Annotated in this window: 21 protein-coding genes and 1 pseudogene; 13 read left to right on the top strand and 9 right to left on the bottom strand. The window is 62.6% G+C overall.

Annotation, left to right across the window (positions count from 1 at the left end):
- Nucleotides 1-61: 61 nt before the first annotated feature.
- The gene (locus ASF61_RS23125; RefSeq protein ID WP_156369449.1) at nt 62-508 is read right to left on the bottom strand and encodes a hypothetical protein; all 447 of its coding nucleotides are present in this window, start codon (nt 506-508) and stop codon (nt 62-64) included.
- A gap of 326 nt (nt 509-834) precedes the next feature.
- Here ASF61_RS23125 and ASF61_RS04255 point away from each other — a divergent pair, with 326 nt between their 5' ends.
- Genes ASF61_RS04255 through ASF61_RS04245 form a run of 3 tightly spaced genes read left to right on the top strand, consistent with a single transcriptional unit; the run spans nt 835 to nt 2634 of the window.
- Complete coding sequence (locus ASF61_RS04255; RefSeq protein ID WP_056151504.1) at nt 835-1305, top strand: nuclear transport factor 2 family protein; 471 nt, start codon at nt 835-837, stop codon at nt 1303-1305.
- 9 nt (nt 1306-1314) lie between these two features.
- Nucleotides 1315-1875, top strand: a complete 561-nt coding sequence (locus tag ASF61_RS04250) for a TetR/AcrR family transcriptional regulator (RefSeq protein ID WP_056151501.1) — start codon at nt 1315-1317, stop codon at nt 1873-1875.
- A gap of 51 nt (nt 1876-1926) precedes the next feature.
- The gene (locus ASF61_RS04245; RefSeq protein WP_056151498.1) at nt 1927-2634 is read left to right on the top strand and encodes a hypothetical protein; all 708 of its coding nucleotides are present in this window, start codon (nt 1927-1929) and stop codon (nt 2632-2634) included.
- Nucleotides 2635-2710: 76 nt separating this feature from the next.
- Here ASF61_RS04245 and ASF61_RS24515 read toward each other — a convergent pair.
- The 8 genes and pseudogenes from ASF61_RS24515 to ompA all read right to left on the bottom strand — a co-directional run.
- Nucleotides 2711-2803: pseudogene (locus tag ASF61_RS24515) on the bottom strand (PEP-CTERM sorting domain-containing protein); the annotation flags it as partial.
- 541 nt (nt 2804-3344) lie between these two features.
- The gene (locus ASF61_RS04235) at nt 3345-3818 is read right to left on the bottom strand and encodes a carboxymuconolactone decarboxylase family protein (protein WP_056151492.1); all 474 of its coding nucleotides are present in this window, start codon (nt 3816-3818) and stop codon (nt 3345-3347) included.
- A gap of 81 nt (nt 3819-3899) precedes the next feature.
- Nucleotides 3900-4769, bottom strand: coding sequence for an RNA polymerase sigma-70 factor (locus ASF61_RS04230; protein ID WP_056151490.1), 870 nt, complete (start codon nt 4767-4769; stop codon nt 3900-3902).
- A 221-nt stretch (nt 4770-4990) separates the two neighbouring features.
- Entirely contained in the window at nt 4991-6118 is a 1128-nt protein-coding gene (locus tag ASF61_RS04225; protein WP_056151487.1) for a hypothetical protein, read from the bottom strand.
- Between the two features lie 118 nt (nt 6119-6236).
- Nucleotides 6237-7280 (bottom strand): hypothetical protein, encoded by a 1044-nt coding sequence (locus ASF61_RS04220; RefSeq protein ID WP_056151485.1) that lies wholly within the window; start codon nt 7278-7280, stop codon nt 6237-6239.
- Nucleotides 7281-7441: 161 nt separating this feature from the next.
- Nucleotides 7442-8122, bottom strand: coding sequence for an HAD family hydrolase (locus ASF61_RS04215; protein WP_056151481.1), 681 nt, complete (start codon nt 8120-8122; stop codon nt 7442-7444).
- 4 nt (nt 8123-8126) lie between these two features.
- Complete coding sequence (gene ubiG, locus ASF61_RS04210) at nt 8127-8825, bottom strand: bifunctional 2-polyprenyl-6-hydroxyphenol methylase/3-demethylubiquinol 3-O-methyltransferase UbiG (RefSeq protein WP_056151479.1); 699 nt, start codon at nt 8823-8825, stop codon at nt 8127-8129.
- 130 nt (nt 8826-8955) lie between these two features.
- The gene (gene ompA, locus ASF61_RS04205; RefSeq protein ID WP_056151476.1) at nt 8956-9663 is read right to left on the bottom strand and encodes an outer membrane protein OmpA; all 708 of its coding nucleotides are present in this window, start codon (nt 9661-9663) and stop codon (nt 8956-8958) included.
- A 449-nt stretch (nt 9664-10112) separates the two neighbouring features.
- Here ompA and gyrA point away from each other — a divergent pair, with 449 nt between their 5' ends.
- From gyrA to ASF61_RS04155, 10 genes are all read left to right on the top strand, one after another.
- Entirely contained in the window at nt 10113-12761 is a 2649-nt protein-coding gene (gene gyrA / locus ASF61_RS04200; RefSeq protein WP_056151473.1) for a DNA gyrase subunit A, read from the top strand.
- A 127-nt stretch (nt 12762-12888) separates the two neighbouring features.
- Nucleotides 12889-13470 carry a DUF2059 domain-containing protein gene (locus ASF61_RS04195; RefSeq protein WP_056151471.1) on the top strand — a complete coding sequence of 194 codons (582 nt, stop codon included), beginning with the start codon at nt 12889-12891 and terminating at the stop codon, nt 13468-13470.
- A 19-nt stretch (nt 13471-13489) separates the two neighbouring features.
- Nucleotides 13490-14575 carry a 3-phosphoserine/phosphohydroxythreonine transaminase gene (gene serC, locus ASF61_RS04190; RefSeq protein ID WP_056151468.1) on the top strand — a complete coding sequence of 362 codons (1086 nt, stop codon included), beginning with the start codon at nt 13490-13492 and terminating at the stop codon, nt 14573-14575.
- 163 nt (nt 14576-14738) lie between these two features.
- A complete protein-coding gene (gene pheA / locus ASF61_RS04185; RefSeq protein WP_056151547.1) occupies nt 14739-15812 on the top strand; it encodes a prephenate dehydratase in 1074 nt (357 codons plus the stop codon).
- Between the two features lie 16 nt (nt 15813-15828).
- Entirely contained in the window at nt 15829-16941 is a 1113-nt protein-coding gene (hisC, locus tag ASF61_RS04180) for a histidinol-phosphate transaminase (RefSeq protein WP_056151465.1), read from the top strand.
- A gap of 10 nt (nt 16942-16951) precedes the next feature.
- On the top strand, nt 16952-17851 hold the full coding sequence (locus tag ASF61_RS04175) for a prephenate dehydrogenase/arogenate dehydrogenase family protein (RefSeq protein WP_056151545.1): 900 nt from the start codon (nt 16952-16954) through the stop codon (nt 17849-17851).
- An 11-nt stretch (nt 17852-17862) separates the two neighbouring features.
- On the top strand, nt 17863-19176 hold the full coding sequence (aroA, locus tag ASF61_RS04170; RefSeq protein ID WP_056151462.1) for a 3-phosphoshikimate 1-carboxyvinyltransferase: 1314 nt from the start codon (nt 17863-17865) through the stop codon (nt 19174-19176).
- A gap of 7 nt (nt 19177-19183) precedes the next feature.
- Entirely contained in the window at nt 19184-19852 is a 669-nt protein-coding gene (gene cmk / locus ASF61_RS04165) for a (d)CMP kinase (protein ID WP_056151459.1), read from the top strand.
- A 116-nt stretch (nt 19853-19968) separates the two neighbouring features.
- On the top strand, nt 19969-21645 hold the full coding sequence (gene rpsA, locus ASF61_RS04160) for a 30S ribosomal protein S1 (protein WP_056151456.1): 1677 nt from the start codon (nt 19969-19971) through the stop codon (nt 21643-21645).
- A gap of 19 nt (nt 21646-21664) precedes the next feature.
- Nucleotides 21665-21970: an integration host factor subunit beta gene (locus ASF61_RS04155; RefSeq protein ID WP_008446215.1), complete on the top strand. Its 306-nt coding sequence runs from the start codon at nt 21665-21667 to the stop codon at nt 21968-21970.
- The last annotated feature ends 48 nt before the right edge of the window (nt 21971-22018 follow it).

Raw genomic sequence — 22018 nt, 5'->3', positions numbered from 1 at the left:
GCCACACATGGCACTTGGCGGCATCACGCCGATTCAGAAATTGGCCCTCGCCGCATAGCCTCTACTTCTGGTGCGCATCATTAATGGGGGGATTACCGGTCGGCTTGCCTAAAACGGCTGGATAGTGATCTACTTGATAAGTGGCTTTTACTTTGTCGTGGTCAAAAATTTCGGGGGCTCTCGCCACCAGATTTGCTTCCGATATTCCAATCGGTAGCTCAAAATAAGTGACAACATCAATGTCGTTGGGAGGCCGGGACTCGAGTGCTTCAACATGCTCGAGGAAACTGCCATCGAACCACTGGAAACCGTTGACAACTCCCATTGCATGGAATGCCGCACGTAAGCGCATCAGACCTTGCAAAATGCTGATCCGTTCTGGAGAGGTCGAAAATCGTTCGATCACATCTGCGAGAACAGCCGGGTATGGAGAACGATCAGCGCTGTGACCCGGCATTCCAGGATGGACCGGTGGAAGCACGCCTGCCATGTTCCAACTCGGAATCATAATTTCCTTGGGATGCGCTTAGTCGATGCACTATTGTCACCTCCGGCCGCATACAAAACAAGCGCGCACGATGAAGATAAATCCCGCAATTTTTTCCAGCCCTCCCTGCTGACTTCTAGTTCGGAATCGTGCCTCGCGTAATGGCATTGACTCACTCACGCCGTCGCACACCCACTCTCGAACCAAAGTCTCAATGCCAAACCATCCTGAAGGCACGCGCGCGACCCATTCCGAAAAAAAAGCTTGCAAAGGGAAATTGGCCAGCCTATAGTTTCTTTACCTATCGGTACATTGTGTTCCGATGAGTACAGAAAAGGAGAACTATCATGTCTATCCGTCCACCGTTGCCACCGTTTACCCGTGAAACCGCAATCGAAAAAGTCCGTCTGGCCGAGAATGGCTGGAACACGCGCGATCCAGAGAAAGTCGCCCTCGCTTACACCGAAGACAGCTGGTGGCGCAACCGCGCCGAGTTCGCTCAAGGCCGGGAAGCCATCGTCGCGCTGTTGAAACGCAAGTGGGACCGCGAGCTCGATTACCGTCTCGTCAAGGAACTGTGGGCGTTCGACGGCGCACGCATCGCGGTGCGCTTCGCCTACGAGTACCGTGACGATTCCGGCCAGTGGCATCGCGCCTACGGCAATGAAAACTGGGAATTCGATGAGTATGGTCTGATGCATCATCGTCACGCTTGCATCAATGAGCATCCGATCAAAGCGGAGGAGCGCAAGCTGCTGTGGGACAATAGTGGACCACGGCCGGCCGATCATCCAGGGCTGAGCAGTCTCGGTTTTTAAGGAAGATGAATGGCTAGAGTAATCGCGGAACGGGAAGATGTGATCCCGCTGCTCGGAGAGATATTCCGAACCTATGGATTCGAGGGAGCGAGCCTGGCTCGCATCACCGAGGGCACCAAACTAGGCAAGGGCAGCATCTATCACTTTTTCCCCGGCGGCAAAGAGGAAATGGCGGAAGCCGTGCTGACCCACGTCGATGACTGGTTCAAACACCATGTTTTCGAGCCGCTGATTGCGCGTGCAGACGCTGTCGCAGGCATTCAGGCCATGTTCGACGACGTAGGCCGCTACTTCCTCTCGGGCCGTCGCGTCTGTTTGATAGGAGTCTTTGCTCTTGGCAGCGAACGTGATCGTTTTGCAGATCGGGTCCGTGGTTACTTTGCAGCCTGGATCGATGCGCTTGCAGCGGCCCTGGTGCGCACCGGGCGCGAGCCGCAACAAGCCGCAGCCCTTGCGACGGAAGTTGTAGGGGGTATCCAGGGAGCGTTGGTACTGGCCAGAGCCTTGGACCAAACCGAGGTTTTCACTGCTATTTTGCGTGGCCTGCGAGATCGGCTGTTGGTTGCTTAGACCAGCAGTCTACCGATTTATTCAGGAAATGCAGCCATCCAGGAAAAGCTCATGAACTTCCTAGAACCTGCCTTTAAAAGAATCGACGATTCGTGGATTGAAACGCACGACTATGTCGATTGGGCCAACGAACTGCTGGAGGGCGGTTGCGACGCGCCAAGCGTTTGGGAACTGGCATCATGTTGCTTGGATGCAGAGGTGGATGCAGTCCTGGTGGAGCGTTTATTTCAGTCCTGCGTGACCGAGCTTGGGCTTGAACTGCCCCATGACTGGTATGACGCTCTACGCACATATTCAAGTAACATCTGCCAGAAAATGTTGCTAGGCGAGATGTTGCCGTGGGATTGTGTTGAAAAAATGTTAGCTATCGCCGACGATCACCAGCAACCCTATATTCACTGGATCTGGATCGATCTTGCGCGCGATCTTCATGCGTGGAGCGCAGGGACGGGCGCTGTCTTCTATAACGGCACGCTCGGTCTGGATGATCCCGAGGAATGCATTCGGGTCGTCGCTAAGCAGTTTATTGCCGCCTGTGCGCTGCCATTACCTCACCAATACCCACTGATCTGGCGCTGCGACATCTGCGAGGCGACCAGCGCCGAAAATAACCAGAGCGAAGCAAGGACGTGCACCTGTAGCAGATGTGGCCGCAGTAACTCGATGAAAAATATGCGGTTTTTCGAGCATCGTCATGCATTGATAACCAAGTTGGCGATGCGCTCGATTATGGATGTTTCTGCTGCAACAGTCGTCTGAGCGCGGTCGTATCGGTCATCCGCGCCCATGACAGCGCGCGGATGACCAGCGAACTACGCTCAGACTGCCAGTCGCATCAGCTGCGACGGCGACGACGCAACACCACCCCCATCAACCCCAGGCCCGCCAGCATGGCTGCATAGGTTTCCGGTTCCGGCACTGCGCTCAGGTTGGTGACGTTGAGCGTGTAGCGGCCCGCGCCGCCGAACTGCGTCAAGGCGAAGTTGCCGACCTTGAAGACCGGGCTGTCTTCGGCGCCGGTGTACAGCTGCGGACCATCGGTCGCCAGCAGTTGGTAGCCGAGGTAGAAGTCTTCGATCACCAGGCCGCCTCCGTTTGCAGCCGAGAAGAAGGTGATGTCGGCGACCGACAACAGCGCATCGGGGAAGCCCTCCACGTCGTAATACACGAAGCCGCCACCGTCTTCCGACAGGTCCGGCGCCACACTCGAGTCCAGCGTCCACTTGGCCGCGTAGTCCCCCGTCACGGTGAATTGATACAGCGCTGCGTTGGCCGCGCCGGTCCACAGCAATGCGGCGGACATGGCGACCTGGCTCAGGATACGTTTCACATTCATCGGACTACCCTCTCATTCAAGACTATGGTGGATGTACTTGGCTTGCCGCAAATAATGCGCTGCGGTATTGCCATATTAGCATTGTCTTAAAACTAAGTATAAATAGTTTATCGATTTGTTGTCATTACGCCCGTCACAGCCCGGGTGGCGGCACTTCGGGGATCTGGTTGCGCAGGCTGGCGTTGATCAGGTTCCAGCCGCGTATCACGGCAATGCCGTAGCTCAGCTCGATGATCTGGCTGTCGTCGAAGTGGTTTTTCAGCAGCGCAAAATCATCGTCGCCTGGCTGTTGGTGGGGCAGGGCGTTGGTGGCTTCAGCCCAGTTGAGCGCTGCGCGTTCGCGGTCGCTGAAGAACGATGCCGGGGCCTCGCGCCAGCCGGCGATGGCGTTGACGTGACGCGGGTCCATGCCTTGCCCGATCAGGTCGCGCCAGTGCATGTCGATGCACACGCCGCAGTGGTTCAGTTGCGAGATGCGCAGGTTGACCAGTTCCACCAGGCGCAGGCCCAGTGCACTTTTTTTCACGCAAGTGGATAGCGCGATCATCGCTTGCAGGCTGGCGGGAGCATGGTGGTAAAAATCGTCGATGCGGGCGGTGTGGGTCATTGCGGTTTCCTGTCTGGAGAGGGCGCACCATTGCGCCTCATGCTCCTTAGACGCGCCGGCCACCGCGCCTGTGACCGTGCGCTAGAAAATCGTTTGCGGCGCCCGGGCGAGCTTGTCCGGATTGCGCACCACCAGCACCGCTGCGATCCTGCCGTCCTCGATCACGAACGACTGCGCAGACTCGAGCTTGCCAGCGACATAGCGCAGCAGGCCCGGTTCGCCGTTCACGCGCGCCTGGCGGTAGTCCACCTGCAACGGATGCTGATGCTCCACCGACCAGAACACGCCCGCCACCCGGCCGGCGCCGCGCAGGATGCGCATGAACGAGCGGATCTTGCCGCCGCCGTCCGCCACCAGTTGCACGTCGTCGGCCATCAGCGCTTTCATGGCGTTGCGGTCGCCCGCCTTGGCGGAAACCATGAAGCGGCCGAGCAGGGCATGATGGGTGTGACGCGGGACGTTGAAGCGCGGCTGTTGCTGGCGCACGCGTTCCTGGGCGCGGTGCACCATCTGGCGACATGCCGCTTCGGTCTTGCCCAGCATGGCGGCGATGTCGGCATAGTCGTGGTCGAACACCTGGCGCATCAGAAAGGCAGCGCGCTCCTCCGGCGACAGCCGTTCGAGTACCCATAGAAACGCCATGGATACGTCGCTGGCCATTTCGGCGCTGGACTCCGGCGTGCGGTCATCGATCTCGACGACGGGTTCGGGCAACCACAAGCCGATATAGCTGGCGCGCTCGCTTTGCCGGCCGCGCAGGGTGTCGATGGCCAGCCGGGTGGTGGCGGTCACCAGCCACGCTTCGGGCGACAGGATCGCCGCGCGGTCGCTGCCATGCCAGCGCAGCCAGGCGTCCTGCACCACGTCCTCGGCATCGGCGCGCACGCCCAGCATGCGGTAGGCGATGGCGAACAGGCGCGGGCGCAAGGAGTCAAAGGTGGTGTCGATCATTGAATAAGCAAAAAATGGGTATCAATTCTAGACGGCCCAGGGCACCGGTTTGTGACAACCCCGCGTGCGCCGGTTGAACTTACTTCGGGGGAGCGGGTCCAACCATTTCCGCCGCTGAGAGTCTGTCATTCACGCAGGCTTATACACGGGGTTGCCGGGAGACTGCACGACGGGCTTCCGGCGCCCCGGTATGCTTGAGCCTATGTCCGGCCACGGTACGCTCAGGCGCGCGCCTTGCCTGCCGCTGGCGCTACCGGCGGGGGAGCCGGCGTGGTCAGCACTGCGCCTTCCTTGAAGCTGCAATCGACAATATGGGCGCTCGACGCCGGTGCGGCAGCCGAGTACAGGTCGTTGTACGGGTTGCCGTCGGCGATGCGCAGGTCGATGTGCATGTGCTGCAGGTGGTTGCTGGCCTCGATTTCGAGCATGCGCTCGCGCCGCACCTCCACTTCGCGGCTGGTGCGGCCCTGCATGATCGGTCCCTCGAAGTAACGGATCAGCGCACACTCGATGGCGTCCACCCGGTCCTTGAGCAGCATGTCGGCTGCCACCGCGTTCTGGTTGACCGGCTTGTCGGCCGGATCACCGTCGTCGCACACCACTTCCACCTGCATGCGCAGCACCAGCAGCAGCAGGTCGTGGTGTTCGCTGTTGTTGAAGTGGATGCGCTGCACGGCCGACAGGCGCGCGCGCGCCAGGCGTCCGGCCGGGTCCTTGGTCTGCCCCACGTACTGCACCTTGCTCGGCACTTTCAGGTCGTGGTCATACTGCTGCAGCACGTCGTGGATCGACAGCGCTTCCACCAGGCCGCCCCAGTTGAGCGTGATGAAGCGGTCGGTCATGGTCACGACCGGCTTTTTCAGGGTAGCGGCAAACGGCACCACCAGCTCCATCTGCACGGAACCGCGCTTGCCTTCGGTACCGATCAGGATCGGCACCGTGAGCTTGAGCGAGAAGAAGGCCCAGCTGGTGTTGCGCGTGGTATCGAAGCGCACGATGGGACGGTTGATGACAAAATAGATCAGCCGCTTTTCCATGGTCGCTTCGAGGTCGAACTGCATGCGGCGCAGCTGGCGGCCGATGGGATCGCGGATGTCGGGCCGTTCGGGAAAGCCGGCAAACAGGTCGTACCAGTGGTACTTGGCGTCGGAGACGGTCACGCGCCAGCTTTGCTGCGCGCTGCTGCGCTGGGGCAGCAGCGGCAGCACGTCTTCGTAGGCCTCGGGTGCTGTCAGCAGGTCGTGGAACGGCTCGGGCGCATGCTCGGGCGGCGCAACCAGCCCCAGCTCTTCCAGCGAGGGTTCGAGATCGTCCTCGCTGGCGGCCTGGTCAGGTGTATCGCTCGTCATGTGGATGCTCCAGTGTGTCCGCTCAAGCTGCCAGTATAGGCCTTACCGTTAATTATTTCTACGCGGCAATCCCTAAAATGTCACATTTGGCGCTGCTGCACCGTGCATCGCTGTTGTATCAGTGTCGCAGCCTGGTGCCGACCGGCGGCTCCGGCGGCGTCATGGCGGCGACGACGACGTCGCCATCCGCCACAAAGCAGCTGAGCAGGTGACGGCTGGCCGGCGCCACCGGTCCGGAACCGATCCTGTCATAGGCACCGATGTCCGGCCACTGCAAATCGAGCGTGAACTGGACCAGGTTGTTGGCCTGCTGGGCGGCAGTTACGCGTTCGCGCCGGGCCTGGCGCTCTTGCGGCTTGCGGGTGGCGGATGCGGGACCTTCGAAGTGACGGATCAGGGCTGCCGCCAGCAGCTCCATGCGTTCGCCTTGCAGGATGGCGGCCGCACGCGGATGGGCATTGTGCGGCATGCTGGCCGGGTCGCCGCTGGCACAGCGCACGTCGATGTCGAACTGCTGGACCAGCAGCAGCGTATCGAGGTCTTCCTTGTGCCTGGCGTGCAGCTTTTGCAGCGCCGGCAGGCGTGCGCGCGACAGCTGCGCCTCCGGATCGAAGGTGGTTCCCACGTACACCACCTGGCACGGCACCTTGTCCGGTGCGTGGGCCTGCAGGATGTCGTGGATCGAGAAGGTTTCCACCAGCCCGCCCCAGTTCAGGGTGACGAAATTGGCGGTGAGCTTGACGGTCGGCTTTTTCAGCGTGGCGGCAAACGGGACGGTGAGCTCGAAGGTGATGCTGTCGCGCCGTTGCTCGGCGCCCACCAGCAGCGGCAGGGTGAGCTTGAGGGAAAAGAAGCCCCAGTGCACGGCAGCGGCGGTGTCGAAGCGTACGGGCGTGCGGGTCAGTACGAAGAACAGGTGGTGCATGGACGCCACCGCCTCGAGTTCGAATTGCATGCGGCGCTGGTAGCGGCCGATCGGATCGTGGATGTCGGGCCGCTCGGGAAAGCCGGCGATCAGGTCGTACCAGTGCATCCTGGCCGTGGCGACGCTGGCGTACCAGCTTTGCGGGGCCGTATGACGTTCGGGCAGATAACTGGTGAAGTCTGCCGCTTGCTCTGGTTGGGGCCGCAGGGTCTGGGCAGCCGGCTCGCGAAGAGTCATGATCTTGGAAGGTGGGTTGGTCGGTGTTGCCGCGCGATTGACAAAGCAATACTAAGTAATTCTACGCAGCAATACACAGGCTACCCCTGCTTGTTCGGTAAATCAACAACTTTCAGACAGCGCTGAACAAAACCGCAATTTTGCAACGCTGCCGGCCAGCCTTACAGCGCTTCCTGCAGCAGCGCCAGCAGGGCCAGCGGATCGTCGAGTACGCGGTCGGCCTGCCAGTCGAGCGGCTTGTGCGGCCCACAATAGCCCCAGCCGGCAGCGATGGTGGGCATGCCGGCTGCCTTGCCGGCCTGTATGTCGCGCAGGTCGTCGCCCACGTACCAGCAATCGCGCGGGTCCAGGCCCAGGCGCGCTGCCGCTTCCAGCAGCGGCGCCGGGTGCGGCTTGGCGTGGGGCGTGGTATCGCCCGAGATCGCGCAGGCTGCGTGGTCCAGGCCGATCAGCGGCAGCAGCGGGTCGGTAAAGCGTTTCGGCTTGTTGGTCACAACGCCCCAGGCCACGCCTGCCGCCGTGATCCCGTCGAGCAGCTGCGGCACGCCATCGAACAGCGTGCTGTGGTCGGCGATGTGGGCGGCATAGTTGTCGAAAAAGCCGTCGCGCAGGGCCAGGTAGCCGTCGTCCTCGGGCGTCAGGCCGAAGGCCACGCCGATCATGCCGCGTGCGCCGGCCGAGGCGGTCGGGCGCAGCAAGGCGTAATCGGCCGGCGGCAGGTCGCGCGCGGTGCGCAGCAGGTTGACGGCGGCGGCCAGGTCGGGCGCGGTATCGGCCAGCGTACCGTCGAGGTCGAACAGGATGGCGCGCGGCGCACCCAGGGCAGCGAGGGCAGTGGTCATGAGGTCAGTCGAGCGGGCGGGTGGTGGCGATCATGTAATTGACGCTGGTGTCGTCATTGAGCGAATAAATCCGGGTCAGCGGGTTGTAGCCCAGGCCTTTCAGGCCCTGCGCCTGCAGGCCGGCGCTGCGCACGTACTGCGCCAGCTCGGACGGCGTGATGAACTTGGCGTAATCGTGGGTGCCCCGCGGCAGCATGCGCAACACATATTCGGCGCCGATGATGGCGAACAGGTAGGACTTGGGATTGCGGTTGAGCGTGGAAAAGAAGACGTGGCCGCCCGGTTTGACCAGCGTGGCAGCGGCGCGCACGATGGCGCCCGGATCGGGCACGTGCTCGAGCATTTCCATGCAGGTCACCACGTCGTACTGGCCAGCCTCCTGCGCCGCCATCTCCTCGGCGGCGACGAGCTTGTAGCGTACCTGCACGCCCGATTCCAGGCTGTGCAGGTCGGCCACTTTCAGTGCTTTTTCGCTCAGGTCGATGCCGGTGACGTCGGCGCCCTTGCGCGCCATCGATTCGCTGAGGATGCCGCCGCCGCAACCGATGTCGATTACCTTCTTGCCGGCCAGCGGCGCGCGCGCGTTGATCCATTCCAGGCGCAGCGGATTGATCTCGTGCAGCGGGCGGAATTCGGAGGTCGGATCCCACCAGCGGTGGGCCAGGTCGGAGAATTTTTGCAGTTCCAGGGGATCGGCGTTCATGGTGCGGCTTTCATGAAAAGGGTTGCCGCTATTCTAAACGATCGACCGCCGATTCGACTGCGCCGTGCGGCCGTGGCGCAGCCAAAAAAAAACCCGCCGAAGCGGGTTTTTTTACCGGGTACAGCAGGGATTACTTGCTGGTGCCAACGACTTCGATTTCCACGCGACGGTTCTTCGCACGGCCTTCGGCAGTCTTGTTGTCGGCCACTGGCTGTTTCTCGCCTTTGCCTTCGGTGTACACGCGGGTTGCGTCCACGCCTTTGGAGATGATGTAGGCTTTGACAGCTTCAGCGCGGCGTACCGACAGCTTCTGGTTGTACTCGTCCGTACCAACGGAGTCGGTGTGACCGACGGCGATGATGACTTCCAGGTTGATCGAGTTCAGTTTCGAGGTCACTTCGTCCAGCTTGGCTTTGCCTTCTGGTTTCAGGACCGATTTGTCGAAGTCGAAGAACGCGTCAGCAGCGAAGCTCACTTTTTGCGCGGTTGGCACTGGTGCAGGTACTGGCGCCGGTGCTGGTTGTACCGGTGCTGGGGCTGGTGGTGGCGGTGGTGGGGCTACGCACTTGCCGTTTTCCAGTTTTTCTGGCTCAACGCACAGCGGCAGGTCGCAACCTGGCACGGCGTCGGCAGGGGTCCAGTAACCGGTGCGCCAGCACAGGCCGAACGGATCACGGACGATCACACCGCGTGCGTCTTGCACGTAGGCGCTTTTTGGGCTGGCAGCCTTGATGTCCTGGTTGACAGGCGCATAAGGTGGCGCGGTCGGCGTGGTTTGCGCGAATGCCGAACCTGCAAAAGCAGCCGAGATGGCCAACAACGAAATAAGTTTCTTCATATTTTTTTTCCTTTCGGGGGTGATATCCGCAGAAAAACTGCGCGACGTGCAATACGTGGGCCGGATTTTACCACGCAGGGGCGTCACGCCCGTCTCCCGATTGCGAAACAAGCAATTGACTTCCGATTCATTTTGCCACAACAGGTGGGGGTGCGCGAAAGTGGTGCAACCGTGCCTCAATTTGCTCACTACCAATATGTTGTTTTGGCGCAACGTGATTGTCGATAATAAATGAGTAATGTGTCGCGAATATTACATCGTGTTACAAGCCGGCATCGTGTGCTGGGCCGCACAGCGACGCGGGCAGGGGGTGAATTGTGCTGGTGGCCCGGTCCGCATGGTAAAATCGAATGCTTGCCAGTCTGGTAAAACAGACCGGTGCACCCCTTCGAGTGCGGCATACATTGCTTAGTAGATAACCCCACAGTCAAAGATCAGTCGACCCGCCAATGGATCAATTCGCAAAAGAAACAATTCCTATTTCCCTCGAAGAAGAGATGCGCAAGAGCTACCTCGATTACGCGATGAGCGTGATCGTCGGCCGCGCCTTGCCGGATGTGCGCGACGGCCTGAAGCCCGTGCACCGCCGGGTCCTGTATTCGATGCACGAGTCGAACTACGTGTGGAACCGCGCCTACGTCAAGTGCGCGCGCGTGGTCGGCGACACCATGGGTAAATACCACCCGCACGGCGACGCCTCGATCTACGACACGCTGGTGCGCATGGCGCAGGACTTTTCGCTGCGCTACATGCTGGTCGATGGCCAGGGCAACTTCGGTTCGGTCGATGGCGACGGCGCGGCTGCGATGCGTTACACCGAGTGCCGCCTGGACAAGATCTCGAGCGAGCTGCTGGCCGACATCGACAAGGATACCGTCGATTTCCAGCCCAACTACGACGGCAAGGAAAAAGAGCCGACCGTCCTGCCGACCCGCATTCCCAACCTGCTGATCAACGGTTCGTCCGGCATCGCGGTGGGCATGGCCACCAATATTCCGCCGCACAACCTGCACGAAGTGATTGCCGGCGCGCTGCACGTGCTGCAACACCCGCAATGCTCGATCGACGAACTGATCGAACTGATCCCCGCGCCGGACTTCCCGACCGGCGGCATCATCTACGGCGTTTCCGGCGTGCGCGACGGTTACCGCACCGGCCGTGGCCGCGTGGTCATGCGTGCCAAGACCCACTACGAGGAATACGGCAAGGACGGCGGCCGCACCGCCATCATCGTCGACGAGCTGCCGTACCAGGTCAATAAAAAGTCGCTGCTCGAGCGCATCGCCGAAAACGTGCGCGACAAGAAGCTCGAAGGCATTTCCGACATCCGCGACGAGTCCGACAAGTCGGGCATGCGCGTGGTGATCGAACTGAAACGCGGCGAAGTGCCGGAAGTGGTGCTCAACAACCTGTACAAGCAGACCCAGTTGCAGGATACCTTCGGCATGAACATGGTGGCGCTGGTCGATGGCCAGCCGCGCCTGCTGAACCTGAAGGAAATGCTGCAGTGTTTCCTGTCGCACCGCCGCGAAGTGGTCACGCGCCGCACCGTGTTCGAGCTGCGCAAGGCGCGCGAACGCGGTCACGTGCTCGAAGGCCTGGCCGTGGCGCTGGCCAATATCGACGATTTCATCGCCCTGATCAAGGCCGCGCCGACGCCGCCGGTGGCGAAAGCGGCCCTGATGGACCGCTCGTGGGATTCGTCGATCGTGCGCGAGATGCTGGCCCGTACCGCCGAAGGCAGCACGGTTGGCGGCATCGACGCCTTCCGTCCCGAGCACCTGCCCAAGCATTACGGCATCCAGGCCGACGGCATGTATCGCCTGTCCGACGACCAGGCCCAGGAAATCCTGCAGATGCGCCTGCAGCGCCTGACCGGCCTGGAACAGGACAAGATCGTCAACGAGTACAAGGACGTGATGGCCGAAATCGCCGACCTGCTCGACATCCTGGCCAAGCCGGCCCGCGTGACCACCATCATCACCGACGAGATGACCCACGTGGTCAACGAGTTCGGCGATCCGGCCAAGGACCCGCGCCGTTCCAGCATCGAGCACAATGCCAGCGACCTCAATACCGAAGACCTGATCACGCCGCAGGACATGGTGGTCACGCTGTCGCACACCGGCTACATGAAGGCGCAGCCGATTTCCGAGTACCGCTCGCAGAAGCGCGGCGGTCGCGGCAAGCAGGCCATGGCGACCAAGGAAGAGGACTGGATCGACCAGCTGTTCATCGCCAACACGCACGACTACATCCTGTGCTTCTCGAACCGCGGCCGCATGTACTGGCTCAAGGTGTGGGAAGTGCCGCAAGGCTCGCGCAACTCGCGCGGCAAGCCGATCGTCAACATGTTCCCGCTGGCCGATAACGAGAAGATCACCGTGATCCTGCCGCTGTCGGGCGAGAACCGCACCTTCCCCGAAGACCATTACGTGTTCATGTCGACCAGCCTCGGTACGGTCAAGAAGACGCCGCTGCGCGACTTCAGCAACCCGCGCAAGGCCGGCATCATCGCGGTGGACCTCGACGAAGGCGACTTCCTGATCGGCGCCGCGCTGACCGACGGCGAACACGATGTGATGCTGTTCTCCGACGCCGGCAAGGCCGTGCGCTTCGACGAGAACGACGTGCGGCCGATGGGCCGCAATGCACGCGGCGTGCGCGGCATGAACCTCGACGAAGGCCAGCGCGTGATCGCGCTGCTGGTGGCCGAGAACGAGCAGCAGTCGGTGCTGACCGCCACCGAGAACGGCTTCGGCAAGCGTACCCCGATCACCGAGTACACCCGTCACGGCCGCGGCACCAAGGGCATGATCGCGATCCAGACCTCCGAGCGTAACGGCCGCGTGGTGGCCGCCACCCTGGTCGAGCCGACCGACGAGATCATGCTGATCACCACTGGCGGTGTGCTGATCCGCACCCGCGTGGCCGAGATCCGTGAAATGGGCCGCGCCACCCAGGGCGTGACCCTGATTGCGGTCGAAGACGGCACCAAGCTCTCGGGCCTGCAGCGCGTGGTGGAAACCGATATCGACGAGGTGGAGCTGGAGCCGGGACCGGACGCCAAGCCGGCCGACGACGTGCAGCCGGAGTAAGCGCCGGAGCGCCAACTTGCCAGACCATGCCCGGGCCTTCGCCCGGGCGCCCCGGGGCCAGGTTTATTGTGTGCACGAGCGCGGCAATAACACTGGCCCTTTTTTATGCCGTACCGATGGAGACAACATGAAAAAAATCGCAGCAACCGTCATCACTTCGCTGGCGCTGATCGGCGCGCCTGCCGCGTTTGCCCAGGCCGCCGCCCCTGCCGCAGCAGCGCCAGCTGCCGCCGGCGCTGCTGCAGTCGATCCGGCAGCAATGGCTGCCGCCAAGGAGCTGTTCGCCTCGATGAATTACCGCGCACTCATGGTCGATAGCATGGCCAAGATGTCGCAAGGCCTGGCCAGCTCGATCCGCGCCGGCGCCGAAGCGGGCATCGACGCCAATCCCAAGGCCACGCCGGAACAAAAGCGGCAGGCGCGCGCCAAGATGGAGGCCGAACTGCCGAAAGTGATCGCCGGCATGCAGGAAGTGATGAACGACCCGTCGCTCGTCGATGAAATCATGACCCAGACGGTACCGCTGTATGCGCGCACCTTCAGCGCTGATGAACTGAAACAGATCGCCGCCTTCTACCGCACGCCGGTGGGCGCCAAGATGCTCTCCGCCATGCCGCAGCTGATGGGCGAGGGCATGCAGATCGGCCAGCAGATCGTCAGCAGCCGCATCGGCCCGATGATGCAGAAGCTGCAGAAGGCTACCCAGTAATCATGACAAGGAACCCGCTGTGACCCACATCTATAACTTCTCCGCCGGCCCGGCCGTCCTGCCCAGGGAGGTGCTGGCGCAAGCCGCCGCCGACATGCTGGACTGGCATGGCAGCGGCATGTCGGTGATGGAGATGAGCCACCGCGGACCGGAGTTCATCTCGATCTACAAGGCGGCCGAGCGCGACCTGCGCGAGCTGCTGGCAGTACCGGACAATTACAGGATATTGTTCATGCAGGGCGGGGGCTTGTCCCAGAACGCCCTGATTCCGCTGAACCTGGTGGGCCACAAGCCGCAACCAGCCACCGTCGATTTCATCCACACCGGTTCGTGGTCGGCCAAGTCCATCAAGGAAGCCGCCAAGTACGCCAATGTCAACGTCGCCGCGTCGTCCACCACGTCGATGCCGCCGCCGTCGGCCTGGCAGCTCACGCCCGGCGCGGCCTACCTGCACCTGTGCACCAACGAGACCATCGACGGCGTCGAGTTCTGTGTCGATCCCGGCTGGGCGGCGCCGCAGGACGCCGTGCTGGTGGCCGACATGTCGTCGCACATCCTGTCGCGCCGCATCGACGTTGCGCAGTACGGGGCGATCTTCGCCGGGGCCCAGAAAAACATCGGGCCGGCGGGCCTTACCATCGTCATCGTGCGCGACGACCTGCTGGGCAAGGCGCTGCCGGCCTGTCCGTCGGCGTTCGACTTCAAGCTGGTGGCCGACAATGACTCGATGTACAACACGCCGCCCACCTACGCCATCTACATTGCCGGCCTGGTCTTCCAGTGGCTGAAGCGGCAGGGCGGTGTGGCCGCGATGGAAGAGCGCAATATCGCCAAGGCGAAGCTGCTGTACGCAGCGCTCGACGCCGACGATTTTTACCAGACCCGCGTGGCGGCAGACAGCCGCTCGCGCATGAACGTGCCCTTCTACCTGAAGGATGAGAGCAGGAACGACGAATTCCTGGCCGGCGCCAAGGCGCGCGGCCTGCTGCAACTGAAGGGCCACAAGTCCGTCGGCGGCATGCGTGCTTCGATCTACAATGCCATGCCGCTCGAGGGTGTGCAGGCGCTGGTAGACTATTTAAACGACTTTGCAGGGCGGCGATAACCGTTGCCTTTACCAACGTCATGCCTGCGAACGCGGGCATCCATACTGGGCGTACACCCTACGCGTTTTATGGATTCCCGCCTGCGCGGGAATGACGGCATCGCGTTTGACTGACAAGAATGCAGTCAACACGGTACCGCGTTTAGAAAATAAAGAAACCGCCATGAACGACAAACTGAAACCCTTGCGCGAGCAGATCGATGCGATCGACGCGCAAATCCTCGACCTGCTCAACCGCCGTGCGCGGGTGGCGCAGGAGGTCGGCCACGTCAAGGCCGAAACCAACGCGCCGGTGTTCCGGCCCGAACGCGAAGCGCAGGTGCTGCGCGGCGTGGCCGACCGCAACCCCGGCCCGATGGGCAATGCCGAGATGCAGACCATCTTCCGCGAGATCATGTCGGCCTGCCGCGCGCTGGAAAAGCGCGTCACCGTCGCCTTCCTGGGGCCGGCCGGCACCTACAGCGAACAGGCCGTGTACCAGCAGTTCGGCACCGCGGTCGACGTGCTGGCCTGCGCCTCGATCGACGAAGTGTTCCGCGCCACCGAGGCCGGCACCGCCGACTTTGGCGTGGTGCCGGTGGAAAACTCCACCGAGGGCGCGATCGGCCGCACGCTCGACCTGCTGCTCAACACACCGCTGACCATCAGCGGCGAGGTGGCGATCGCCGTGCGTCACAGCCTGCTGACCGGCACCGGCACTATGGATGGCGTGACCGCCATCTGCGCCCATGCGCAGGCGCTGGCCCAGTGCCAGATCTGGCTCAACAACAACTACCCCGAGATCGAGCGGCGCGCCGTCTCGTCCAATGCCGAAGCGGCGCGCATGGCGCGCGACGACCATTCGGTGGCGGCAATCGCCGGCGAACGCGCCGGCGTGCGCTACAGCCTGGGCACGGTCAAGGCCAATATCCAGGACGATCCGCACAACCGCACCCGCTTTGCCGTGATCGGCACCTTGCGCACCGGACCGTCCGGCATCGACCGTACCTCGATGGCGCTGGCTGCGCCGCACAAGGCCGGCTCGGTGTACCGCCTGCTCGGTTCGCTGGCGCAGAACGGCGTGTCGATGACGCGCTTCGAATCGCGCCCGGCCCGCAACGGCAACTGGGAATACTATTTTTACGTGGACGTCGAAGGCCACATCGAAAACCCGGCCGTGGCCCGGGCGCTCGAAGAATTGCAGGGCAATGCCGCCTTCTTCAAGGTGCTCGGCTCTTATCCCGTCAGCCTCACATAAAAAACGAGAGATCATCATGACCAAGAACATCGGGCCGGAATACGTCCGCGCCATCGCCCCTTACCAGGCCGGCAAACCGATCGCGGAAGTCGCGCGGGAATTCGGCTTGCAGGAAGACGCCATCGTCAAGCTGGCCTCCAATGAAAACCCGTTCGGTGTGCCGGAGTCGGCGCAGGCGGCCATGCGTGCTGCCGCCGCCGAACTGGGACGCTACCCGGACGCCAACGGCTTCGAGCTAAAAGCTGCGCTGTCGGCGCGCTACGACGTGCCGGCCGACTGGATCACGCTCGGCAACGGCAGCAACGACATCCTGGAAATCGCCGCCCACGCTTTTGTCGAGCGCGGCCAGTCGGTCGTGTATGCGCAGTACTCGTTTGCCGTGTACGCGCTGGCCACGCAGGGCGTCGGGGCGCGCCACATCGTGGTGCCGGCCAAGGCCCATGGCCACGACCTCGACGCCATGCTGGCGGCGATCACGGACGACACGCGGCTGGTCTTCATCGCCAACCCCAACAACCCGACCGGCACCTTCATTCCGGCTGCCGAGATCGAAGCGTTCCTGCAGCGAGTGCCGGCCGGCGTGGTGGTGGTGCTGGACGAAGCCTATAACGAGTTCCTGGCGCTCGAACACCAGTTCGAGTCGGCCGACTGGGTCAAGAAGTACCCGAACCTGCTGGTGTCGCGCACTTTTTCCAAGGCCTATGGCCTGGCCGGTTTGCGCGTGGGCTTCGCCATCGCCCAGCCGGCGCTGACCGACCTGATGAACCGCATCCGCCAGCCGTTCAATGTCAATTCGCTGGCGCAGGCGGCTGCCATTGCCGCCCTCAACGACCGCGACTTCCTGGACAAGAGCGCAGCCAACAATGCTGCCGGCTACCGCCAGTTCACCGAGGCGTTCGCGCAGCTGGGACTGGAGTACGTGCCGTCGTACGGCAACTTCGTGCTGGTCAAGGTCGGCGACGATGCCGGCGCCGGTGCGCGCGTGAACCTGTCGCTGCTCAAGCAGGGCGTGATCGTGCGCCCGGTGGGTAACTACGGCTTGCCCGAGTGGCTGCGCATCTCGATCGGTCTGCCGCAGGAAAACGCCGTGCTGATCGCGGCGCTGACCAAGGCGCTGGCCGGGGAGTGAGCGCGTGGTCCTGAACAAGGTCGTCATCGCCGGCGTGGGCCTGATCGGCGGCTCGTTTGCGCGCGCACTGAAACAGGCCGGCGCGGTGCGCACCGTGGTGGGCCTGGACCGCGCGCAGGCGTCGCTGCAGCGCGCGCTGGCGCTGGGCATCATCGACAGCGTCGGCGCCGACATGGCGCAGGTGCTGGACGGCGCCGACCTGGTGCTGCTGGCCGCACCGGTGGCGCAGACCGAAGCGATCCTGGCCGCGATGGCGCCGTACCTGCAGCCCGGCACCGTGATCACCGACGCCGGCAGCACCAAGTCGGACGTGGTGGCCGCCGCCCGCAAGGCGCTGGCAGGCAAGGTGGCGCAGTTCGTGCCCGGTCATCCGATCGCCGGGCGCGAAACCAACGGGCCGGACGCGGCAATCGACGACCTGTACCTGGGCAAGAAGGTGGTGCTGACGGCGCTGGCCGAGAATGCGGCAGCCGACGTGGAGCGGGTGGAGGTGGCATGGCGCGCGACTGGCGCGATCATCCATCGCCTCTCGCCCGAAGAACATGACAAGGTGTTTGCGGCCGTCAGCCACCTGCCGCATTTGCTGGCCTATGCGCTGGTCGACGATATCGCCAACAAGCCCCATGCGGACCTGCTGTTCCAGTACGCGGCCAGCGGCTTTCGCGACTTTACCCGCATCGCCGGCTCGTCGCCGGAAATGTGGCGCGACATCAGCCTGGCCAACCAGGCCGCGCTGCTGACCGAGCTCGATGCGTACCTGGCGCAGCTCACCGTGCTGCGTGCGCAGCTGGCGGCGGGCGATGGCTCCGGCCTGGAACGGGTCTATGGCAACGCCCAGCGCGCCAGGCACCAATGGATCACCGCGATTGAAACGGCGGAAGCGCCGCAATCGGCGGACAAGGCAGATTAAAGAAAGAACCCATGAACCACGAATACATCGACCTGCAACCGGTCAAACAAGTCCAGGGCGCCGTGCGCCTGCCCGGTTCGAAGTCCATTTCGAACCGCATCCTGCTGCTCGCAGCGCTGTCGCAGGGCGAGGTCGAGATTGTCGATCTGCTGGCCTCCGACGATACCGCCGTCATGCTGGCCGCCCTGCGCGCGCTGGGCGTGCAGTGGACCGAAGAAAAAACCGCGACCGGCACCATCCACCGCGTCCAGGGTGTGGCCGGCGTGCTGCCGAATAAATCGGCCGACCTGTTCATGGGCAATGCCGGCACCGCGATCCGGCCGCTGACCGCCGCGCTGGCCGTGATCGGCGGCGACTACACGCTGCACGGCGTGCCGCGCATGCACGAGCGGCCGATCGGCGACCTGGTCGATGCACTGAACGCGGCCGGCACCAGCGTCGAGTACACGGGCCAGCCCGGCTATCCGCCGCTGCACATCCGCCAGGGCAGCATCCATGCGCGGCGCCTGGCCGTGCGCGGCGACGTGTCGAGCCAGTTCCTCACGGCGCTGCTGATGGTGGCGCCGCTGATGGCGCGCGCGCACGCAATCACCATCGACGTTATCGGCGAACTGATCTCCAAGCCCTACATCGAAATCACGCTGAACCTGATGCGCCGCTTCGGCGTGCAGATCGGCCAGGACGGCTGGTCGTCGTTTTCGATCGAACCGGGCCAGGTGTACCAGTCGCCGGGCACCATTCATGTCGAGGGCGATGCGTCGTCGGCGTCGTACTTCCTGGCGGCCGGCGCCATCGGCGGCGGGCCGGTGCGGGTGGAAGGCGTGGGCCGGCACAGCATCCAGGGCGACGTGCGCTTTGCCGCCGCGCTCGAGCAGATGGGCGCCACCATCGTCATGGGCGACAACTGGATCGAGGCCAGCAGCAACGGTCCGCTCAAAGCCATCGACGCCGACTTCAACCACATTCCCGACGCCGCCATGACGATCGCGATTGCCGCGCTGTACGCGGACGGCACCAGCACGCTGCGCAACATCGCCAGCTGGCGCGTCAAGGAAACCGACCGCATCGCCGCCATGGCCACCGAGCTGCGCAAGCTGGGCGCCACGGTGGAGGAGGGCGCCGATTACCTGACGGTCACGCCACCGCCAGCCTTGTCTCCTGCTACTATCGATACCTACGACGACCACCGCATGGCGATGTGCTTCTCGCTGGCGTCGCTCGACGGCACGGCGCGCAGTGGCGCCACCGTGCGCATCAACGACCCCAGGTGCGTCGGCAAGACCTTCCCTGAATATTTCGCCGCGTTTGCGGCGATTGCAAAATAGTAAATACATGCCTAACTCCCAGATTCCAGTCATCACCATCGACGGTCCCACCGCATCGGGCAAGGGCACGGTCGCCCACCGCGTTGCCGACAGGCTCGGCTTCCACTACTTGGATTCGGGCGCGCTGTACCGTTTGACGGCGCTGTCGGCCCTGCGCCGCGACACCGATCTGACCGACGAACATGCGCTGGCCAAGCTGGCCGAACACCTGCAGTGCAGCTTCCAGGGCGGCCACATCCTGCTCGGCCACGAAGACGTCAGCGACGCCATCCGCGCCGAAGCGGTCGGCAATACCGCGTCCAGGATCGCCACCTTTCCGGCCGTGCGCCATGCGCTGGTCGGCCTGCAGCTGGGGTTCCGCAAGGCGCCCGGCGTGGTGGCCGACGGGCGCGACATGGGCTCGGTGATCTTCCCGCACGCGCCGCTCAAGGTGTTTCTGACTGCAAGTGTTGCGGCACGGGCCGACCGGCGCTACAAGCAATTGATCGGCAAGGGAATTTCTGCTAAGATGGAAGACCTGCTGATGGATTTGCAGGCGCGGGACGACCGGGATACGAACCGGGCCATCGCGCCGCTGGTCCCCGCCGAGGGCGCACACGTGCTCGATACATCGGAAATGACCGCTGACGAAGCGGTCGAACAGGTGTTGACGTGGTACGCCGCCGTCGGTAAATAGTGTGTATTTAGTAAGGTGTCTGGCCGCTCTGCGGCCTAGACGTGTTTCAACCCTAACCCAACTGAAGTCGCATCTCGCGAGCCTTGTTGGCAAACCTGGAAGTCACAATGTCTAATATGGAAAGTTTTGCAGCCCTCTTCGAAGAATCCCTGTCGCGTCAAGACATGCGTTCGGGCGAAGTGATCTCGGCTGAAGTCGTTCGTCTGGATCACAACTTCGTGATCGTGAACGCCGGCCTGAAATCGGAAGCATTCATCCCTGTTGAAGAATTCAAGAATGACCAAGGCGAACTGGAAGTCAAAGTAGGCGACTTCGTTTCCGTGGCCATCGAATCGCTGGAAAACGGTTTCGGCGATACCATCCTGTCGCGCGACAAGGCCAAGCGTCTGGCTTCGTGGCTGGCACTGGAAAAAGCCATGGAGTCGGGCGAGATCGTCGTCGGCACCGTCAATGGCAAAGTCAAGGGCGGCCTGACCGTTCTGACCAACGGCATCCGCGCATTCCTGCCGGGTTCGCTGGTCGACACCCGTCCAGTCAAGGACACCACCCCGTTCGAAGGCAAGACCCTCGAATTCAAGGTTATCAAGCTGGACCGCAAGCGTAACAACGTGGTGCTGTCGCGTCGCGCCGTCATCGAAGCATCGATGGGCGAAGAGCGTCAGAAACTGATGGAAACGCTGAAAGAAGGCACGGTCGTGACCGGCGTCGTGAAAAACATCACCGACTACGGCGCGTTCGTGGACCTGGGCGGCATCGACGGCCTGCTGCACATCACCGACCTGGCATGGCGTCGTGTGCGTCACCCATCGGAAGTGCTGACCGTCGGTCAGGAAATCACCGCCAAAGTCCTGAAATACGATCAAGAGAAGAACCGTGTTTCGCTGGGCGTGAAGCAGCTGGGCGACGATCCATGGACCGGTCTGTCGCGTCGTTACCCACAAGGCACCCGCCTGTTCGGTAAAGTCACGAACCTGACCGACTACGGCGCGTTCGTTGAAGTGGAACAGGGCATCGAAGGCCTGGTACACGTGTCCGAAATGGACTGGACCAACAAGAATGTCGCACCGAACAAGGTTGTCCAGCTGGGCGACGAAGTCGAAGTGATGGTTCTGGAAATCGACGAAGAGCGTCGTCGTATTTCGCTGGGCATGAAGCAGTGCAAAGCCAACCCATGGGATGACTTCGGCGTTACCCACAAGAAGGGCGACAAAGTCCGCGGCGCGATCAAGTCGATCACCGACTTCGGCGTGTTCATCGGCCTGGCTGGCAACATCGACGGCCTGGTGCACCTGTCCGACCTGTCGTGGACCGAGTCCGGCGAAGAAGCCGTGCGCAAGTTCAAGAAAGGCGACGAACTGGAAGCCATCGTGCTGGCCATCGACGTCGAGCGCGAGCGCGTTTCCTTGGGCGTCAAGCAGCTGGAAGGCGACCCGTTCAACAACTTCGCCGCCATGAACGACAAGGGTTCGCTGGTGACCGGCACCGTGAAATCGGTGGAGCCTAAAGGTGCCGTGATCCAGCTGTCGGAAGAAGTCGAAGGCTACCTGCGCGCTTCGGAAATCTCGCGTGACCGCGTGGAAGATGCTGGCACCCACCTGAAAGTCGGCGATTCCGTCGAAGCCCTGGTGATCAACATCGACCGTAAAGCACGTTCGATCCAGCTGTCGATCAAAGCGAAAGACAACGCCGAAACCGCAGAAGCAATGAAGAGCATGGCTGCTGACAGCAACGCCGCTTCGGGCACCACCAGCCTGGGCGCACTGCTGAAAGCCAAGTTCGACAACAAGAACTAAGTATCACTAGAACCAGTCGATGACTAAGTCCGAACTCATCAACCGCCTGGCTGAGCGCTATTCTCAGCTGGTGGCCAAGGATGCGGAGTACGCGGTCAAGACCATCCTCGACGCGATGACCAACGCCCTGGCGACCGGTCAGCGCATCGAGATCCGCGGTTTTGGCAGCTTTGCCCTCAACAGCCGGCCGCCACGCATCGGGCGTAACCCGAAGTCGGGTGACAAGGTGATGGTGCCTGAAAAACGGGTACCGCACTTCAAGCCCGGCAAGCAGTTGCGCGAGCGGGTCGACGCGATGGTCGGGCAACCGATCATCGAGGACTGAGGTTGTGACGGTTTACATGAAAAAGCGGCGTCCTCGGATGCCGCTTTT

This window comes from Duganella sp. Leaf126 (genome assembly GCF_001423125.1).
GTDB lineage: Bacteria > Pseudomonadota > Gammaproteobacteria > Burkholderiales > Burkholderiaceae_D > Rugamonas.
The sequence above is the reverse complement of the archived record's forward strand: the minus strand, read 5'-3'. Positions and strand labels throughout refer to the sequence as shown.

Excerpts from the sequence above, each read along its gene's own strand:
- gyrA (WP_056151473.1), top strand. The coding sequence starts at position 10,113 with ATGGATCAATTCGCAAAAGAAACAATTCCTATTTCCCTCGAAGAAGAG.
- cmk (WP_056151459.1), top strand. The coding sequence starts at position 19,184 with ATGCCTAACTCCCAGATTCCAGTCATCACCATCGACGGTCCCACCGCA.
- ASF61_RS04195 (WP_056151471.1), top strand. The coding sequence starts at position 12,889 with ATGAAAAAAATCGCAGCAACCGTCATCACTTCGCTGGCGCTGATCGGC.
- ASF61_RS04220 (WP_056151485.1), bottom strand. The coding sequence starts at position 7,280 with ATGACTCTTCGCGAGCCGGCTGCCCAGACCCTGCGGCCCCAACCAGAG.
- rpsA (WP_056151456.1), top strand. The coding sequence starts at position 19,969 with ATGGAAAGTTTTGCAGCCCTCTTCGAAGAATCCCTGTCGCGTCAAGAC.
- ASF61_RS04230 (WP_056151490.1), bottom strand. The coding sequence starts at position 4,769 with ATGATCGACACCACCTTTGACTCCTTGCGCCCGCGCCTGTTCGCCATC.
- ASF61_RS04255 (WP_056151504.1), top strand. The coding sequence starts at position 835 with ATGTCTATCCGTCCACCGTTGCCACCGTTTACCCGTGAAACCGCAATC.
- ASF61_RS04155 (WP_008446215.1), top strand. The coding sequence starts at position 21,665 with ATGACTAAGTCCGAACTCATCAACCGCCTGGCTGAGCGCTATTCTCAG.
- ASF61_RS04225 (WP_056151487.1), bottom strand. The coding sequence starts at position 6,118 with ATGACGAGCGATACACCTGACCAGGCCGCCAGCGAGGACGATCTCGAA.
- hisC (WP_056151465.1), top strand. The coding sequence starts at position 15,829 with ATGACCAAGAACATCGGGCCGGAATACGTCCGCGCCATCGCCCCTTAC.
- ubiG (WP_056151479.1), bottom strand. The coding sequence starts at position 8,825 with ATGAACGCCGATCCCCTGGAACTGCAAAAATTCTCCGACCTGGCCCAC.
- ompA (WP_056151476.1), bottom strand. The coding sequence starts at position 9,663 with ATGAAGAAACTTATTTCGTTGTTGGCCATCTCGGCTGCTTTTGCAGGT.
- aroA (WP_056151462.1), top strand. The coding sequence starts at position 17,863 with ATGAACCACGAATACATCGACCTGCAACCGGTCAAACAAGTCCAGGGC.
- ASF61_RS04215 (WP_056151481.1), bottom strand. The coding sequence starts at position 8,122 with ATGACCACTGCCCTCGCTGCCCTGGGTGCGCCGCGCGCCATCCTGTTC.
- ASF61_RS04245 (WP_056151498.1), top strand. The coding sequence starts at position 1,927 with ATGAACTTCCTAGAACCTGCCTTTAAAAGAATCGACGATTCGTGGATT.
- pheA (WP_056151547.1), top strand. The coding sequence starts at position 14,739 with ATGAACGACAAACTGAAACCCTTGCGCGAGCAGATCGATGCGATCGAC.
- ASF61_RS23125 (WP_156369449.1), bottom strand. The coding sequence starts at position 508 with ATGATTCCGAGTTGGAACATGGCAGGCGTGCTTCCACCGGTCCATCCT.
- ASF61_RS04235 (WP_056151492.1), bottom strand. The coding sequence starts at position 3,818 with ATGACCCACACCGCCCGCATCGACGATTTTTACCACCATGCTCCCGCC.
- ASF61_RS04250 (WP_056151501.1), top strand. The coding sequence starts at position 1,315 with ATGGCTAGAGTAATCGCGGAACGGGAAGATGTGATCCCGCTGCTCGGA.